Here is a 14,976-nt window from a genome sequence, read left to right as displayed (position 1 = left end):
TTGCCGCCTGGGCACTCACCGCGGCATTTCGTCGCGGATCGGCGCGGGGGTCACCGGAATACGAGCTCCCCCATCGCGGCACCCACCGCGAGCAGCCGCGCAAGCACGAAACCCGGCAAGGTGGGCGAGGATTCCCCGCCGGCGGGCTCGAGTTGGCTCCGATAGCATTGCGCCGCGCGGCGTTTGCGGCACATCGCCCAACTCGGTGACGGCACCGAATAGGCCCGGTCCCACGGCACCGCAGGATCGGCGACGCGCGCCCAATGCCACATCAGCACCGGATATTCCAGCAGCGTCGTGCCGGTGCGGGCGCACGCCGCGGAGGCAGCGCGCCCGGCGGCTTCGTGATCGGGATGCCCGTCGCCCCGCCACGTCGCCGCACACCAGGTCGCCGGGCCGCCACCCTCGAGGATCTCCGCCAGCGTGTCGGCCAACGTGTCCTCCTGATCGGTCAGCTCACCGGCGGGAAAACCCAGCGAGATCGGGCTGGGGACATTCAAAAGGCTGGCCGCCCGGCCCAATTCGTATCTGCGGATGGTTGCCATACGAAGTCGGTCCGTGACCGAAACATCGGGCTGGGCAGCGCCGCCGTCGCTGACCGAGACCACCTGAACGTCAACCCCCAGCGCGGTCAGCTGCGTGGCCATCGCGCCCAGGCCGAGGGTTTCGTCGTCGGGATGCGGGGCTACGACGATCAGCCGTCGGCACTCCGTCAGATCCAGTGTCGGCAGGGGACTTTCGGCGAAAGCAGCCAGCCACAACGGCACCGGTGTGCCGCCGTGGGTCAGCGGATCGGCCGCGAACGCGCAGTTGCCCGCCGGCACGGTTTTCACGGCGCCCTCATCGCCTGCCTGCCCGCCAGCTGCCCGAGTTCGGCCAGGTCCCGCTCCGCATGGCTCTGCCGGATGTAGATGCTCAGGTCGGCGACCCGTTGAGCGTGCCGTCCGTCCTGGCACAGCGGGCCGGGGCCCAGGGCCCGGCCGGTGCGCGTAATCGCTTCGTCGACAGCGTGTTCCACGACCGTGCGGACGCGGCGGGCCAGCAGTTGCGCGGTTCCGGATCGGTCGAACGGATCCGCGTCGACCTGCGCCGCGGCCTCGGCCAGCATCGCGTCACTGGCGGCCAGCGCGGCGTCCACCGCGCCCAGGTGCGCCAGCGAGTACGCGTCGGCGGATCGGCTTGCGGCGCAGCGGTATAGCGGGTCGGCGACCCTGCGTGCACCGCCGAGCCAACAGGCGGCGACACCGATTGCGCCGTGCCAGAAGCCCGGTCGATTCAGGTAGGCTCCGGGGTCACCCACGGCGACGGCCTGGGCGTTGGTGAACTGGACCGGCCTGGTGTCGCTGCCGGCCATCCCCGCGTTCCACCAGGTGCTGGGCAGGGCCTTGACGGCGGGGTCGGTCACGGTCACCGCGAACAGGCCTTGGGTCCCGTCCTCGAGCCGCGCCGTCACCAGCGCATGCGTGCAGAACCCGGCGCCCGCGCACCAGACCCTGGTGCCGTTCAGGGTGAACGCGCCGTCGGTGTCGGTTGCCGTCAACGCCGTGTCCGGCGCTTCGGCGGCCCACACGCCCCACAGCTGACCGGGGTCGGGGGGCTTGCCGCCCAACTCGTGCAGGATCGCGACCGCATCCACGTGCGACTCGGCGATCCTGGCCGCGACGATGTTGTCCTCGGCCAGCCGCGCCAGCCGCTGCCAGCGTTCGGCCGTGCGTCCCGACGCGGGCAGGGGAAGCTCGAGCCGTCCGGACTCGAGCCAGTGCTCGACCAGCCCCGCCGTCACGCCGGGCCGCCCACCGGGAGCGTTCCCCCTCGCCTGATGGGGTCGGGGGAGGGGGCCGAAATCACGACGGCCGCAGCATCGTATGAACGTGGCACCGCGGTTGACATAACGGACGATTTCCCCGTTGCGCGCATGTTAAACGGCCTTACGACCGTCCGTCATCAGGTTGCCGGTCCGGCCCGCGGGGTATCACCTAATGCACCATGGAACCCCTCGACGCACATGCCGACGCAACCAGCTGCGCCTCGCGGTTGCGAGAGGCGCTGAGAGGCGCCGCCTCGGCGCTCAAGGAACATGGGCCGCGCTTCGCCCTGGCCGGCAGCTATGCGTTATGGGCTTACGGCGCACCGGAACCCAGCCACGACGTGGACCTCGTGGTGGCCGAGGCCGACGTGGAGACGGCGGTGGCCACCCTGACCAATGCGGGCTTCGCCATCGAACGTCCCCCGGAGGATTGGTTGTTCAAGGCCCGCACCGGCGACACGCTCGTCGACGTCCTGCATCGCATCAACGGCGTGCCCGTCGACGCCGCGACGCTGGATCAGGCCGAACAGCAGGAGGTCCTGGCGATCGGCATGCCGGTGCTGCCCCCGACCATGGTGCTCGTCCAGCAGTTGCGCTCCCTGGGGGAGCATCACTGCGACTTCGGCCGGTTGTTGCCGGCCGTGCGCGCGGTGCGTGAACGCCTGGACTGGCAGCGCATCGAGGCGGAGACTGCCGAAAACGATTACGCGGTCGCCTTCTTGGTGCTGGCCGACCGGCTCGGCCTGTCGCGTCAGTGATTACGCAGCTTGGCCACCAGCTTGTCCTTGGTCAGGCTCGAATAGCCTGACATGCCAAGCTCTTTGGCCCGCTTCTTCAGTTCCGGAACGGTCCAGTCCTGGTAAGACCCGGACTTTCCGCCCTTGCGGCCCACCGAGGACTTGCCCCGGCCGGCGGCCGCATTCGAAATCCGCGCGGCCTTCTCCTTGGAGTCGCCCTTCTTGCGCAGATCCTGGTACAGCTTCTCGTTCTTGATCGACGAACGCGGCATGATCCATCCTCCTGTCCACGATGAGACACCTTTTCAGTTATGCCCGCCCGGGCCGCGGGGAAAACACCGGCGCTAGGCCGGAACCGGGTCGGTGCGCCGTTGCCAGCAACGGTGTTGGGCGAGCGCGCCGGCGAATTCCTCGACGAAGCGATCGGGCAACTCGTCGGCGGCGGCCTTGGTGGTGATGACGGACTGGTCGTTGAGCACGTCGGTGTCCTCGGCGAGGCGGTTGGTGATACCGGCGGTGCGCAGCAGGTCGACGCCGGCGCCGTACGCCCCGATGGGCTTGAGATGCTTGTAGGCCTCGGTCACGAAGTGCACCGCATACCCGTCGTTGGACAGCGTCGCGATCGACCGCGGCCCGCACGCCACCACGACCGCGTCGTAGAGCACCGACGCCATCGTCGTGAAGGACCGGTCAACGGGCAGTTCGCCGCCGGACCCGCCCTCCAGCGTGCCGCCGGCCACCGGCGCCAACACCTCGACCACGGCCCCGCGCTGTCCCATCAGCTCGATAAAGCGCTGTGTCCCCACCACATCGACGCCGTTGGCGGCCAGCACGGCGACCTTGCGCGATTCGATGGTGTCGCCGGCGTCGGTGACCTGTGACAGCGCCGGTGAGGCGGTCACCGTGTCGACCTGCTCCTCGGGCGGCGCGGGAAGCCCCAGCTTCGCGGCCACCTGGGCGGCCAACTCGCCGTCGACCCGCGCGAGCTGTGCCACCACCGCCGAACGGATCTCGGGCATCTCCACCTTGCCGAGCTCGAAAGCGAACGCGGCGACGATGTGTTCGGCCTCCACGCGCGTCATGCTCATCCAGAACATCCGCGCCTGGCTGTAGTGATTCTCGAAGGACTCGGCCCGCTTACGCATGGTCTGCCCGTCGAGCCGCTGGGTGTAGTGCCGGAACACGTTCTCGTCGGCCAGCGCTGGGCAGCCGCCGCCGATGGTGTTCTTGTAGTAGCTGGAGCGGCCCTGCGGAATCGCGTGCTGTCCGTAGCCGTCGTGCTGGTTGGTCCGGACCTCGGCCACCGGCCGATTGATCGGCAGCTGGGCGAAGTTGGGGCCGCCCAGCCGGATCAGTTGGGTGTCCAGGTAGGAGAAGTTGCGGAACTGCAGCAGCGGATCGTTGGTGAAGTCGATGCCGGGCACCACGTTCGCCGTGTGGAACGCGACCTGCTCGGTCTCGGCGAAGAAGTTGTCCGGGTTGCGGTTGAGCACCATCTTGCCCACCGGGCGCACCGGAACCTGTTCCTCGGGAATGATTTTCGTCGCGTCGAGAAGATCGAAATCGAAGCTGAACTCGTCCTCCTCGGGCACGAGCTGGACGCCGAGCTCCCACTCCGGGTACTGGCCCGACTCGATGGCCTCCCACAGGTCGCGGCGGTTGTAATCGGGGTCTTTGCCGGCGATCTTTTGGCATTCGTCCCAGATCAGAGAGTGCACGCCGAGCCGCGGCTTCCAGTGGAACTTCACGAAAGTGCCCTCGCCGCGGTCGTTTACCAACCGGAAGGTGTGCACGCCGAAGCCCTGCATCATCCGGTAGCTACGCGGCAATGCCCGGTCCGACATCAGCCACATGATGGTGTGCAGCGTCTCGGGCTGCAGCGCCACGAAGTCCCAGAGCGTGTCGTGGGCCGACTGCGCCTGCGGAATCTCGTTGTGCGGCTCCGGTTTCACCGCGTGCACGAAATCGGGGAACTTGATGCCGTCCTGGATGAAGAACACCGGGAAGTTGTTGCCCACCAGGTCGTAATTGCCTTGTTCGGTGTAGAACTTGGTGGCGAAGCCGCGCACGTCGCGCACGGTGTCGGCCGAACCCCGCGAGCCGGCCACCGTGGAGAATCGCACGAACACCGGGGTCTGCAAGCCTGGAGTGGTCAAGAATCTCGCCGCGGTGTATTGCGCCAACGCGTCGTCGTACGGTTCGAAATAGCCGTAGGCGCCGGCGCCCCGCGCGTGCACCACGCGCTCCGGGATGCGCTCGTGGTCGAAGTGAGTGATCTTCTCCCGGGCGTGAAAGTCCTCCAGCAGCGTCGGTCCCCGGTCACCGACCGACAGCGAATCGTCGGTGTGGTCGACGCGCACGCCCTGCTGGGTCGTCAGGTATCCGGTGTCCCGACGGAAGCGTGCGGAGTCCAGGTCGCGCTGCTTGGGATTCTGGTCGGTGGCCATGACTGCCTTTCTGGCTTGATTTGCTGTGATGGGCCGCTCAACGATCGCTCAACGATGTGGAGTACCACCGTCAAACCCGTGTAAAACGGCCCCAATCCGGCCCTATCCCTCCTTTCGAGGGTTGTCTACCATCGATGCGGGTAGACGGAAGTGGTGATTGCGGCGGCTAACGAAAACGGCGGGAATCGGGCGGCCCTGGAGTCCCGCCGGAGCGATGTTCGATGAATATCCCGCCTCCGGGGATCGGGATCGAGACGGAAACACGTCACGACACAACGATCCTGACGATGACAGGAGTGCTGGATAGCGCAAGCTATCTCACCATCCGTAACTCCGTGATCGCGACCGCGATCGACGAGCCCCATGCGGTGATTGTCGATATCGACCGTTTGCGCGCGTCCTCCGCTTCAGCCTGGACGGTGTTCAACAGCGCTCGTTGGCATGTCAGCGTGTGGCCGGACGTTCCGATATTGCTGGTGTGCGGACAGCTGACGGTGCGCCGGGCGATCGCCACGGCCGGGGTGGCCCGATATGTGCCGGTACATTCCACCCGGAAGCTCGCGCTGGAGGCTGTGCGCGATCAAACCTTCAAGGTCCGGCGACGGGCGCGCACCGAGCTTGCGCGATCCAGCGGCAGCATCGACCATGCACGTGGCTTGGTCACCGACCGGCTTACCAAATGGGACATCCGCGAAGTGGTCGCGGCCGCCGCCACGGTGGCGACCGTCTTTGTCGAGAATGCGCTCGACCACACCGAGAGCGCGCCGGTGTTGATCGTCGAGAACTATCGAGGCACCGTCACTGTCGCGGTCGAGGACGACAGTCCTCGCTTGCCCCGCCGGCGCGAAGCCGTCGACCGCCGTGCCGAGGTCGTCTCCGGTCTGGCGATCGTCTCCGCGGTATCGCGGGCGTGGGGCGCGGCCCCTACGTCGTCGGGCAAAACCGTCTGGGCATTGGTCGGGCGGGAAAACCGGCTCTGATATCGCCTCCGGCGTTTCACCAGGTCTCCTTGGGGCCGACAGGCGAAAGCCTGGCCAGGAAACGAAGCGCCGATCTGTTCGTTTCGCGGACGCCCGCAAGTGGTATGCCTCGTGATGTTGGGACGGATGGACGAGGCGCGCGGAGGGAACCGCGAGTGAAGATCGCAATTGTCAGCGGCGATGACGTGGTCGGGGAGGACCCCGAGCAGTTGGGCGTCGCATTGACGGCGCAGGGGCATGACGCGACCGTGTGCTTCCGGCGAAACGGTCCACGGCCTGCCAAGGCCACCGCCGGCGCCTGCCGCAGCGTGGCGGTTCCCGTTGGTCCGCGCGCCGCAGCCGACGCCATCGACGTGCTGCCTTACGTCGGGGACTGGGCGGCGAAACTCGAGCGCGTCTGGTCAAAAAAACAACCCGACGTCGTGCACGCATACGGGTGGCTCGGCGGATTGGCCGCCCAGCTGGCCGCCCGACGTCGGCGTGTCCCGGTCGTGCAGACGTTCTTAGGCCTCACCGCGGCCTCACGCGCCCACGACGCGGCCTCGGCGCGTAGGAGCGAACGCCAGCGCATCGAGCCGTTGTTGGCGCGCAGCGCCGCTTGGGCGACCGGCGAGAGCAGCGCCGAGGTCGACATGCTGGCCCAACTGCGCCACAGCCGGGCCCGGGTGTCCGCGCTGACCTGTGGAGTGGACTCCGAGCGATACACCCCTACCGGTCCTGAAATAGCCCGCGACGGGCTGCAGCGCATTCTCTGTGTCGCGCCGAATCCACTGCAGCATAACGGTTTTGACATTGCGATCAGCGCGCTGTCCCGGGTTCCGGGCGCCGAGGTGGTCATTGCGGAAACCGAGGCGACCAACACCGTGCACGACGACGCGCGGGCCCAGCTGCAGTATCTCGCCAAGGAATTCGGGGTCGCCGATCGTGTCCGCTTCGCGGGCACAATCCCCGGCAAGGAAATGCCGATGTGGGTCCGGTCCGCCGACATCATGGTGTGCACCCCTCGCGAACCGCTGCGCCCCTCGACCGCGTTGCAGGCCATGGCCAGTGGCGTGGTGGTGGTCGCCGCGACCGTCGGCGCCCTCGCCGACGTCGTCCTCGACGACATCACCGGCGTCGTACTGCCGCCCGAAAATCCGGTCGGCCTGGCCGCCGCGCTGAGACGGCTTCTCGCCCAGCGCTTTCAGTGCGAAAGCATGGGCGCGGCCGGGCGCAGCCGCGCACAGTCACGCTTCGCATGGGAGCGGATCGCGCTCGACGCGCTGAATGTCTACCAGAGCCTGGGCGCGCAAGGCCGGGCATCCACAGATCTGTCATCGACGGCGGCACGGTGATGCAATGACGAGGCTGCCCCCGGTCTTTCCTCCGAGCCGGCCATGACCACCGCGACCCGCGCGACCGCCAGTTTGCCCTCCGCGGAGCTCGTCGGTTCTGCGGGCGTACCGGCCGAGGAGACCCGGGCCGAGTACCGCCCCGCACGTCCCGAGCTCGGAGGTGAGCACGAGCACGGGGTCCAGCCAGTCGCGGTGGAATACAAGCAGTTTCGCGGCATCGATGCGCGGGCGGCGCGCCGGCTTTTCGCCGCCGCCTATCGGCCGGGCTGGCGGCTCTCCGGCTTCACCGGACACTGCGCGGTGTCGCATCGGCGCCGGGACACCGGATCGATGACGGTGGACGAGGTGGCGATCCAGGGTCGATTGACGCTCGAGATCCCGGCGGGCGACACCGTTGTCGTCATACAGCCGCGCGCGGGATCGTTGAGCGTCGCGGGCGGCCCCTCGGCGACCGCGGACTTCCCCATCCTCGTCGCGCACGGCATGTCGTGTGTATTGCACTGCAACGGGGCACGTTTCGATGTGGTTGTCCTCGCGGCGGAGGTGCTGCACGCGGTCGCCGCCGAATGGCACACGGCGCTGTCGCAACGGACCCAGTTCTTGAAGTGGCGACCACGTTCGCGTGCCGCCGTGCGGGCCTGGCATCGCGCGCTCGACTACGTGTTGACGACGTTGGCGTGTGCCGACACCGCCCAGCAACCGATGATCGCCGCGGGCATGGCCAACCTGTTGGCCGGCGCGCTGCTCGAGTGTTATCCATCCAATGTGACCGAGCAGGATCCGGGCGGCGACGGCACGCTGCCCGAAACGCTCAAGGAGGCGGTGTCTTTCATCCACCGTCACACCACCGAGGACATCGGCATCAACGATGTCGCGGCCGCGGTGCATCTGACCCCCCGGGCGGTCCAGTACCTGTTCCGCCGCCAACTCGACACCACACCCACCGAGTACATGCGCCGTGTCCGGCTGCGCCGCGCCCATCTAGAGCTGATCGCGGCGTCGGCGGGCACCTCGACCGTCACCGAAATCGCCCAGCGGTGGGGGTTCGCGCACACCGGGCGGTTCGCGGTGCTGTACCGGCAGACCTACGGGCAAAGCCCCCACACCACGCTGCGCCAGCAGACCCCGGCGTGACGGCCGCGCGATCAACCGCTCACCCGGTGCAGCAGTTGCTTCGCGGCATAGCGCCCACCGAGCACCGCGCCGGTCGCGGCGGCCGGAGCCGGGCGGATCCACGTCCGTACGTCGGTCAGCGCGATGTGGTACCCGAAGAGCCGGATTTCCCAAACCAATACCGAATGTCGGGATAAAATCGTCTCATCCTTAGCTGCGGCGACGGGGCCGTGTTCGAGGGGGGAGCGGCGCATGAGTGCTCGACGGGCGGTACGCGCTTTTGACCCGTTCCCCGAACGGCTGCCACCGAGCGAGACCCTGCCGGTCCGCGCGGCCGACGGCACCTGGCTGCACGCGGAGGTGTTCGGGCCTGCTGACGGTTATCCGATCGTCTTGACGCACGGCATCACGTGCGCGATCCGCGCGTGGGCCTACCAGATCGTCGACCTGGCCGGCGACTACCGGGTGATCGCGTTCGACCATCGCGGGCACGGCCGCAGCGGCGTACCGCGGGCCAAGGCGTACAGCCTCAAACACCTTGCGTCCGATCTGGATTCGGTGCTAGACGCGACGCTGGCGCCGCATGAACGGGCGGTGGTGGCCGGCCACTCGATGGGCGGCATCACGATCGCCGCGTGGTCGGAGCGCTACCGGCACAAGGTTCCGCGGCGCGCCGACGCCGTCGCGCTGATCAACACCACGAGCGGCGACCTGATTCGCAACGTGCAACTTCTCGCGGTGCCCCACGGGCTGTCGCCGGCGCGGGTGCTCGCCGGGCAGGCCCTCATCGGCGTCTTTGGTGGGTTTCCCGTCCCGGGTGCGGCCCGCATCCCGAGCCGTTATGTGGTCGCGATGCTGGCGACCGGGCGCGACGCCGACCCGAGCATCGCCCGCCTCGTCTACGAGCTCTTCGAGAACACGTCGCCGCGGGGGCGGGCCGGCTGCGCGCGGGCGCTGGTCACGTCGATGGGGTCCCGCTATCTCGACCTGAGCGGGCTGACGGTGCCGACGCTGGTCATCGGCAGCGAACGCGACCGGCTGACACCGATCAGCCAGTCCCGCCGGATCGCACGCGACGTGCCGAATCTGATCGGTCTGGTGGAGCTGCCCGGTGGGCACTGCTCGATGCTCGAGCACCCGCGCGAGGTGAGCCGCCAGCTGCGCACGCTGGCCGAAGCGGCGATCCACCAATCGGCGACCAGCCGGATCAGCTCATAGCAGCGCGGTGATCTCGGCGGCCGCACGCTGGCCGGACCTGATCGCCCCGTCGAGGAACCCGGTCCATTCGTCGGCGGTCTCGGTGCCCGCCCAGTGGATCGGGCCGACCGGTTCGCGCAGCCACCGCCCGAACCGCGTCCACGACCCCGGCGGCACCGCCGCGGTCGGGCCGCCCGGCGCGAATTCCTCTGCGCCCCAACGATGATCGACGTAGTCGAGCGGTTTGAGTGCGTCGTCACCGAAAAGCGTTGCAAAGCAACGTAACACGTCGCGACGGCGCTGGTCGCCGGGCAGTGAGTCGAACGCGCGGGCGTCGACGAAACCCATGAGGATGCCCGGACCGTCCGGGTGCGGGCTGACGTCGAACGTGATAAAAACGGGGCCCCGGTCGGACAGCGCCTGCCCGGAAAAGCCGTTGGCCCGCCAAAACGGCGTGGAATAGGCCGCGTACGCCTTGCTGAGCCGGCCCTGCGGCCAATGCCGGGCGAGCTGCTCGTACTCGGCGGGCAGCGGGGGAGTGAACTCGATCGAGGCGCGATGGGCCGGCGGGATCGCGACGATGACGAAGCCGGCCTCGGTCTCGCCGACATCGGTCGTCACGGTCACGCCCGCACCGTGGCGTTCGATGCGCCGCACCGGTGCGCCCAGCACCACCCGCGTGTCCAGTTCGGCGGCCGCGGCTTCGGCGATCTGTTGCGTGCCGCCGGGAAAGCGGTCCTGTTGGGCGCCGTCCTCGACGTCGAGCAGTCGGTCCAGGCCGCCGGCCGCGTGCGCGTAGCGGGCGGCGTGCAGCATCGACACGTCGTCGGGCTCGCACCCCCAGGTCACCCGCGCCACGATCGCCAGCAGGTCGCGCGACGAGGCGGTTGCCCGCACCGAGCGCAGCCAGCCGCCGAGCGACAGGCCGTCGAGTTCGCGCGCCCGGCGGGCGTCCCACGGGGCCGCCAGCGGGACGCCGCGGGCGATCCGGTCGAACTGCCAGCGCAGCCGGCCGATGTCCAGCAGCCCGGTCAGGGACAGCTTGGGAATGGTGCCGCGATACGCGTGCGTCCAGCCGCGCCAGTGGATCAGGTTCTTGCCGTCGTGGTGCGTGGGCGTGGTGGGGACGTCGAGTTCGGCCGCCATCGCCAGCACGGCGTCTTGGGTCGGCCCGACGAAAGTGCCGCCCAGATCGGCCGGCAATCCGGCGACGCTGCCGGTCAGCGACCGCCCACCGACCCGGTCGCGGCCCTCGAAGACCACCACGTCGTGGCCCTGCCGGTTCAGCTCGCGCGCGGCGGCCAGCCCGGCAAAGCCCGCTCCGACCACCACGACGTCGACGATCCGGGGCGGCTGTGACACGCGGTCTAGTGAACCGCATTTCTGCGAGTTGCAGGGCGAAATCGTGAAGCGCGGACCGGTTACGGCGCGACCGTCAGCCAGTCCTTGAATCCCGACGGGTCGTGGCGGCCCAGCGCGCCGTGCTCGTAGAGGCCCCAGCCCTCCACTGGTGGCTTGTCGCCGTCGCGGCACAGCGCCCGGCCGACATGGTCGATCACGCCGAACCCCGCGCGCGCGACGATCGCCGGGTCCGTCATGTCGTAGGTCAGCCGCTCGGCGAACTTCTCGCCCTTCCACATGCCGTGTATCCAGTCGGAATCGCCGCCGTAGCCGCCGCCGACGTGAATGGGGACCGGCAGCTTGGACTCCACGTCGAAGTGGACCTCGGTGCCGTCGGGGGAGGTGGCCTCGATGGTCGCGCCGGTCGGGATGCGGGTGCCCGAGCGGTAGTGGATCTTGACCCGCGGCCAGCCGAGCTGCTCGACGCGGCCGTCGCGCCAGATCCGGGTGCAGTCGTTGAGCGAACGGAACCCGTTGGGCTCCTCCTGAATGATCAGGACGATCGCGAAATCGTCGAAGGCCATGGGCACATAGAGCCACCACATGCCCTCGAACGGCGGGTCGGCGGGCCGGCCGGCGGGCTCGGCCTCGCCGATCGGGCGGATGCCCCAGGACCGGTCGCGGCTGCCCAGCCAGGTGTTGGGGTCGACGGTGATTTCCTCCCCGTCGACGACGATGTGGCCGCTCCAGCTGCCGAGTTGCGCGAAACGCTGTGCGTCCAGCGTCACCCGGTTGCCCGAACGCAGGATGTGCGGCTGCTCCTGGACGACGTCGAACAACCCCTTCCAGGTGAGATCGGCTGCGATGCCTTCGGTTTCGTCGAGCACGATGCGCAGCCGGTGCAGCGGTTCGATGACCTCGACGCGATAGCCGTTGACGTGCTGGTTGAGCCGGTCCTGATCGATGGCGTCCGAGACGTGCACGGCGGTCTGGGTGTCCCCCCGCCTGACGAGCAGGAACGCGTCCTTGACCCCGAGGTTGGGGTAGTAGCCGATGCCGCTGATGACGAAGATGTTCCCGGTGCGGTCGTGGGCGTTGAAGTAGGAGCGGTCGTAGAAGTTGCGGTCCGAGGAGCCCGGCCACGCGATCGGCTGGGGGATCTGATGTACCGGGTATTCGTCGAGCGGTCCGAGCATTACTGGTCCTCTCCGATCAAACGTCGCATCAATCCGGCGTGGTAGAACAGCGATTCGACATCGTCGGGCTTTTCGGTCTCGCCGAAGTGCACGCGCCGCGCGCCGGTGCGCATGAACACGCACGCCCACATGACGCCCGAGTACACGTAAAACCAGTGCAGATCGCCGACTTCGACGCCGGCCAGGCGCGCGTAGGTCGCGCGCACGTCCTCCTCGCGCATCACCTCCGGCAACCCCGGCAGCATCGCCAGGCCGGCGAGTTCTTGAAAGACCATGTGCGCGAATATCATCCACGCCACATCCAGCTCGCGCGGGCCCAGCGTCACCATTTCCCAGTCCAGCACCGCCACGGGCGCGAAGTCTTTGTACAAAACGTTGCCGACGCGCGCGTCGCCCCACAGCAGCACCGGCTCGGCGGCGGCCGTCTCGGCCGGCCAGTTGGCCTCCAGCCAGTCGAAGGTGCGTTCCAATAGCGGCGATCGCCCGATGTCGGGCACGGCGAAGTCATACCAGGACCGCACCCAATTGAAGTGCTTGCGCAGCGCGGTGTCCCCGATTTGTCCCTCGGTGAGGAAGCCAAAGGTGTTCTGCGCGTCGGGAATCGAGTGCAGCGAAGCCAAGACGCCGACGGTGGCGTCTTGCAGTTCGCGCTGCCGTTCGGCGGGCGCGTCGGCGAACCAGTTGCCGCCGAACGTGTAGGGCATGACGTCGGGCGGCACCTCCCCGTCGACGTAGTCCATCACGAAGAACGGTGTGCCCAGGACGTCACCGGTGTTCTCCAGCCACCGCACCCGGGGCACGGGCACGTCGGTGAGTTCGCCGACCTTGCGGATGACGTCGAATTGGTGGTCGAGCCGGTAGGTCGGGAAGACCTGCACGTCCTCGGCGGTGGGCGCCACCCGCGCCACCAGCTTTTTCTCGGTCGGTTGCCCGTCCTGCTGCCAGCGGACGGTCAAGATGATGGTTTCCGACGACATGCCCGTCGAATCCACGCCGCTTTCGACGGTCACCTCGGGTTTTGCGCCGTCGGGCAGTACGGTGGAGAGCCAGCGCGACATCACCGTCGGCAACGTGGTGACGTCGCGGCTGGAGCGCTGCAGCCGGTCGACGTTGTCGACTGCCGGTTCAGTGGCCACGGGGAGTGCCTCCATCCTTTGAGACTTTTTCGCGGCAATTACGATACGGTAGGTAGCGTTATGAAAGCAGACCCGTCCGGCCTTGACAAGGCCCCCGGCGCCGGCCGCCCGCGCGATCCGCGTATCGACTCGGCCATCCTATCGGCGACCGCGGAACTGCTTGTCCAAACGGGCTATTCAAACATCAGTCTGGCCGCGGTGGCCGAGCGCGCCGGCACCACGAAGTCGGCGCTGTACCGGCGGTGGTCCAGCAAGGCCGAGCTGGTGCATGAGGCGGCCTTCCCCGTGGCCCCCACCGCGCTGGAGGCGCCGGCCGGGGATATCGCCGCCGATACGCGGATGATGATCGAGGCCGCCCGCGACGTGTTCACCACCCCGGTGGTGCGCGCCGCGCTGCCCGGCCTGGTGGCCGACATGACGGCCGATCCCGCGCTCAACGCGCGGGTGATGTCGCGATTCGTGGACTTGTTCGCCGCGGTGCGGGTGCGGCTGCGCGAGGCCGTCGACCGGGGCGAAGCCCATCCCGACGTGGATCCGGATCGCTTGATCGAGTTGATTGGGGGAGCGACGATGCTGCGGATGCTGCTGCGCCCGGAGGAAGAGCTCGACGACGCGTGGGTGGAGCAGACCACGGCCATCGTCGTGCACGGCGTGCGGCGATGACGGGCCGGCTCGCCGGGCGCGCCGCGATCGTCACCGGTGCCAGCCGCGGCCTCGGTCGAGCGATCGCGTTGGCGCTGGCCGCCGAGGGCGCGGCGGTGGCGGTCGCCGGGCGCACCGAAGAGGTCTGGGATGACCGGCTGCCGGGAACGATCGGTGAGACGGTCGCCGGCATCGAGGCCGCGGGCGGACGCGCCGTCGCGGTGCGCGCCGATCTGACCGACCGCGACGAGATCGCCCGGCTGGTGGACTCGGCGCGAGATGCGTTGGGCCCGATCGCGATTCTGGTCAACAATGCGGCCTTCACCGCGCCCGGCCGCCCGCCGGCGCCCGGCGGCGAACCGCGCCCCAAGCCCGCCAAACCGCCGAGCGGCGCCGCCAAGCCCGGCTGGCCGGGGTTCGTCAGTACGCCCTTGCACGCGTATCGCCGGCATTTCGACATCGCGGTGTTCGCGGCTTACGAGCTGATGCAGCTGGTGTGCCCCGACATGATCGAGGCGGGTGGCGGGTCGATCATCAACATCACCTCGGTCGCGTCGCGACTGCCCGGTGATGGCCCGTACGCCGACCGCAGCGGCGGTGTGCTGCCCGGGTACGGTGGGTCCAAGGCGGCGCTCGAGCATCTAACCCAATGCGCGGCATTCGATCTCACCGACCACAACATCGCGGTCAACGCGCTGTCGCCGTCCAAGCCGATCCTCACACCGGGGCTTTCCTACTACGCCCGCAACTTCGACGACACCGCGTCCGCGGATGAATTCGCCCGCGCTGCAGTGGAATTGGCGCTCGTCGACCCCGGCAAGGTCACCGGACGCACCATCGGGCACCTACAAGTGCTCGACGGCAGTTTCCGGCCGTTCGCGCTGGACTGAGCCGGGGCGGTCGATCGCACTCCGGCGAAGCCTGGACCACGCCACCGACGCTATCGAACGCCAGTCCTGGCCCTAGGGCCGCCTGACGTGCAAGTATGAGCAAAGCCAGTGCCGCAACGGCGGCAGGCAACCGGTTGAGTGGTGTGCCCATGCCTG

General features: G+C 68.6%; 15 protein-coding genes. 7 read left to right on the top strand and 8 right to left on the bottom strand.

Features of this window, described 5'->3' with window-relative positions; all coding sequences use genetic code 11:
- Nucleotides 1-50: 50 nt before the first annotated feature.
- On the bottom strand, nucleotides 51-833 hold the full coding sequence (locus OCU_RS44005; protein ID WP_009957451.1) for a PIG-L deacetylase family protein: 783 nt from the start codon (nucleotides 831-833) through the stop codon (nucleotides 51-53).
- A complete protein-coding gene (locus OCU_RS44000) occupies nucleotides 830-1,783 on the bottom strand; it encodes an acyl-CoA dehydrogenase family protein (RefSeq protein WP_014380864.1) in 954 nt (317 codons plus the stop codon). The genes OCU_RS44005 and OCU_RS44000 overlap by 4 nt, the downstream gene beginning before the upstream one ends.
- Before the next feature lie 203 nt (nucleotides 1,784-1,986).
- Here OCU_RS44000 and OCU_RS43995 point away from each other — a divergent pair, with 203 nt between their 5' ends.
- Entirely contained in the window at nucleotides 1,987-2,565 is a 579-nt protein-coding gene (locus tag OCU_RS43995; RefSeq protein WP_009957454.1) for a nucleotidyltransferase family protein, read from the top strand.
- Here OCU_RS43995 and OCU_RS43990 read toward each other — a convergent pair.
- The gene (locus OCU_RS43990) at nucleotides 2,559-2,816 is read right to left on the bottom strand and encodes a DUF7218 family protein (RefSeq protein ID WP_008259505.1); all 258 of its coding nucleotides are present in this window, start codon (nucleotides 2,814-2,816) and stop codon (nucleotides 2,559-2,561) included. The two genes, OCU_RS43995 and OCU_RS43990, sit on opposite strands and share 7 nt — an antisense overlap.
- Nucleotides 2,817-2,888: 72 nt before the next feature.
- Nucleotides 2,889-4,991, bottom strand: coding sequence for a catalase (locus OCU_RS43985; RefSeq protein WP_009957455.1), 2,103 nt, complete (start codon nucleotides 4,989-4,991; stop codon nucleotides 2,889-2,891).
- 221 nt (nucleotides 4,992-5,212) lie between these two features.
- Between OCU_RS43985 and OCU_RS43980 the strand changes: the two genes are divergently transcribed.
- The 3 genes from OCU_RS43980 (at nucleotide 5,213) to OCU_RS43970 (ending at nucleotide 8,439) form a co-directional block, all read left to right on the top strand.
- Nucleotides 5,213-5,971, top strand: a complete 759-nt coding sequence (locus tag OCU_RS43980; protein ID WP_014380863.1) for an STAS domain-containing protein — start codon at nucleotides 5,213-5,215, stop codon at nucleotides 5,969-5,971.
- 155 nt (nucleotides 5,972-6,126) lie between these two features.
- Nucleotides 6,127-7,305 carry a glycosyltransferase gene (locus OCU_RS43975; protein WP_014380862.1) on the top strand — a complete coding sequence of 393 codons (1,179 nt, stop codon included), beginning with the start codon at nucleotides 6,127-6,129 and terminating at the stop codon, nucleotides 7,303-7,305.
- A gap of 42 nt (nucleotides 7,306-7,347) precedes the next feature.
- A complete protein-coding gene (locus OCU_RS43970) occupies nucleotides 7,348-8,439 on the top strand; it encodes a helix-turn-helix domain-containing protein (RefSeq protein ID WP_014380861.1) in 1,092 nt (363 codons plus the stop codon).
- An 11-nt stretch (nucleotides 8,440-8,450) separates the two neighbouring features.
- Here OCU_RS43970 and OCU_RS51440 read toward each other — a convergent pair whose 3' ends face one another.
- On the bottom strand, nucleotides 8,451-8,597 hold the full coding sequence (locus tag OCU_RS51440) for a hypothetical protein (protein WP_014380860.1): 147 nt from the start codon (nucleotides 8,595-8,597) through the stop codon (nucleotides 8,451-8,453).
- Between the two features lie 73 nt (nucleotides 8,598-8,670).
- On the opposite strand from OCU_RS51440, the gene OCU_RS43965 reads away from it, so the two are divergent.
- Entirely contained in the window at nucleotides 8,671-9,636 is a 966-nt protein-coding gene (locus OCU_RS43965) for an alpha/beta fold hydrolase (RefSeq protein WP_014380859.1), read from the top strand.
- Here OCU_RS43965 and OCU_RS43960 read toward each other — a convergent pair.
- From OCU_RS43960 to OCU_RS43950, 3 genes are read right to left on the bottom strand one after another with little or no spacing between them, the layout of a single operon-like run.
- Nucleotides 9,631-10,977: a flavin monoamine oxidase family protein gene (locus OCU_RS43960; protein ID WP_009957462.1), complete on the bottom strand. Its 1,347-nt coding sequence runs from the start codon at nucleotides 10,975-10,977 to the stop codon at nucleotides 9,631-9,633. The two genes, OCU_RS43965 and OCU_RS43960, sit on opposite strands and share 6 nt — an antisense overlap.
- 59 nt (nucleotides 10,978-11,036) lie before the next feature.
- Nucleotides 11,037-12,152 carry a hypothetical protein gene (locus tag OCU_RS43955; protein WP_009957463.1) on the bottom strand — a complete coding sequence of 372 codons (1,116 nt, stop codon included), beginning with the start codon at nucleotides 12,150-12,152 and terminating at the stop codon, nucleotides 11,037-11,039.
- Nucleotides 12,152-13,288 carry a phosphotransferase family protein gene (locus OCU_RS43950; RefSeq protein ID WP_009957464.1) on the bottom strand — a complete coding sequence of 379 codons (1,137 nt, stop codon included), beginning with the start codon at nucleotides 13,286-13,288 and terminating at the stop codon, nucleotides 12,152-12,154. Before OCU_RS43950 ends, OCU_RS43955 begins: the two co-directional genes overlap by 1 nt.
- Nucleotides 13,289-13,348: 60 nt before the next feature.
- Between OCU_RS43950 and OCU_RS43945 the strand changes: the two genes are divergently transcribed.
- Both OCU_RS43945 and OCU_RS43940 read left to right on the top strand, forming a co-directional pair.
- The gene (locus OCU_RS43945) at nucleotides 13,349-13,951 is read left to right on the top strand and encodes a TetR/AcrR family transcriptional regulator (RefSeq protein ID WP_008259472.1); all 603 of its coding nucleotides are present in this window, start codon (nucleotides 13,349-13,351) and stop codon (nucleotides 13,949-13,951) included.
- Nucleotides 13,948-14,820 carry an SDR family NAD(P)-dependent oxidoreductase gene (locus OCU_RS43940; RefSeq protein WP_014380858.1) on the top strand — a complete coding sequence of 291 codons (873 nt, stop codon included), beginning with the start codon at nucleotides 13,948-13,950 and terminating at the stop codon, nucleotides 14,818-14,820. The genes OCU_RS43945 and OCU_RS43940 overlap by 4 nt, the downstream gene beginning before the upstream one ends.
- Nucleotides 14,821-14,976: the final 156 nt, after the last annotated feature.

Source organism: Mycobacterium intracellulare ATCC 13950, assembly GCF_000277125.1.
GTDB classification, from domain to species: Bacteria; Actinomycetota; Actinomycetes; order Mycobacteriales; family Mycobacteriaceae; genus Mycobacterium; species Mycobacterium intracellulare.
This window is presented reverse-complemented; position numbering and strand designations above follow the sequence as displayed.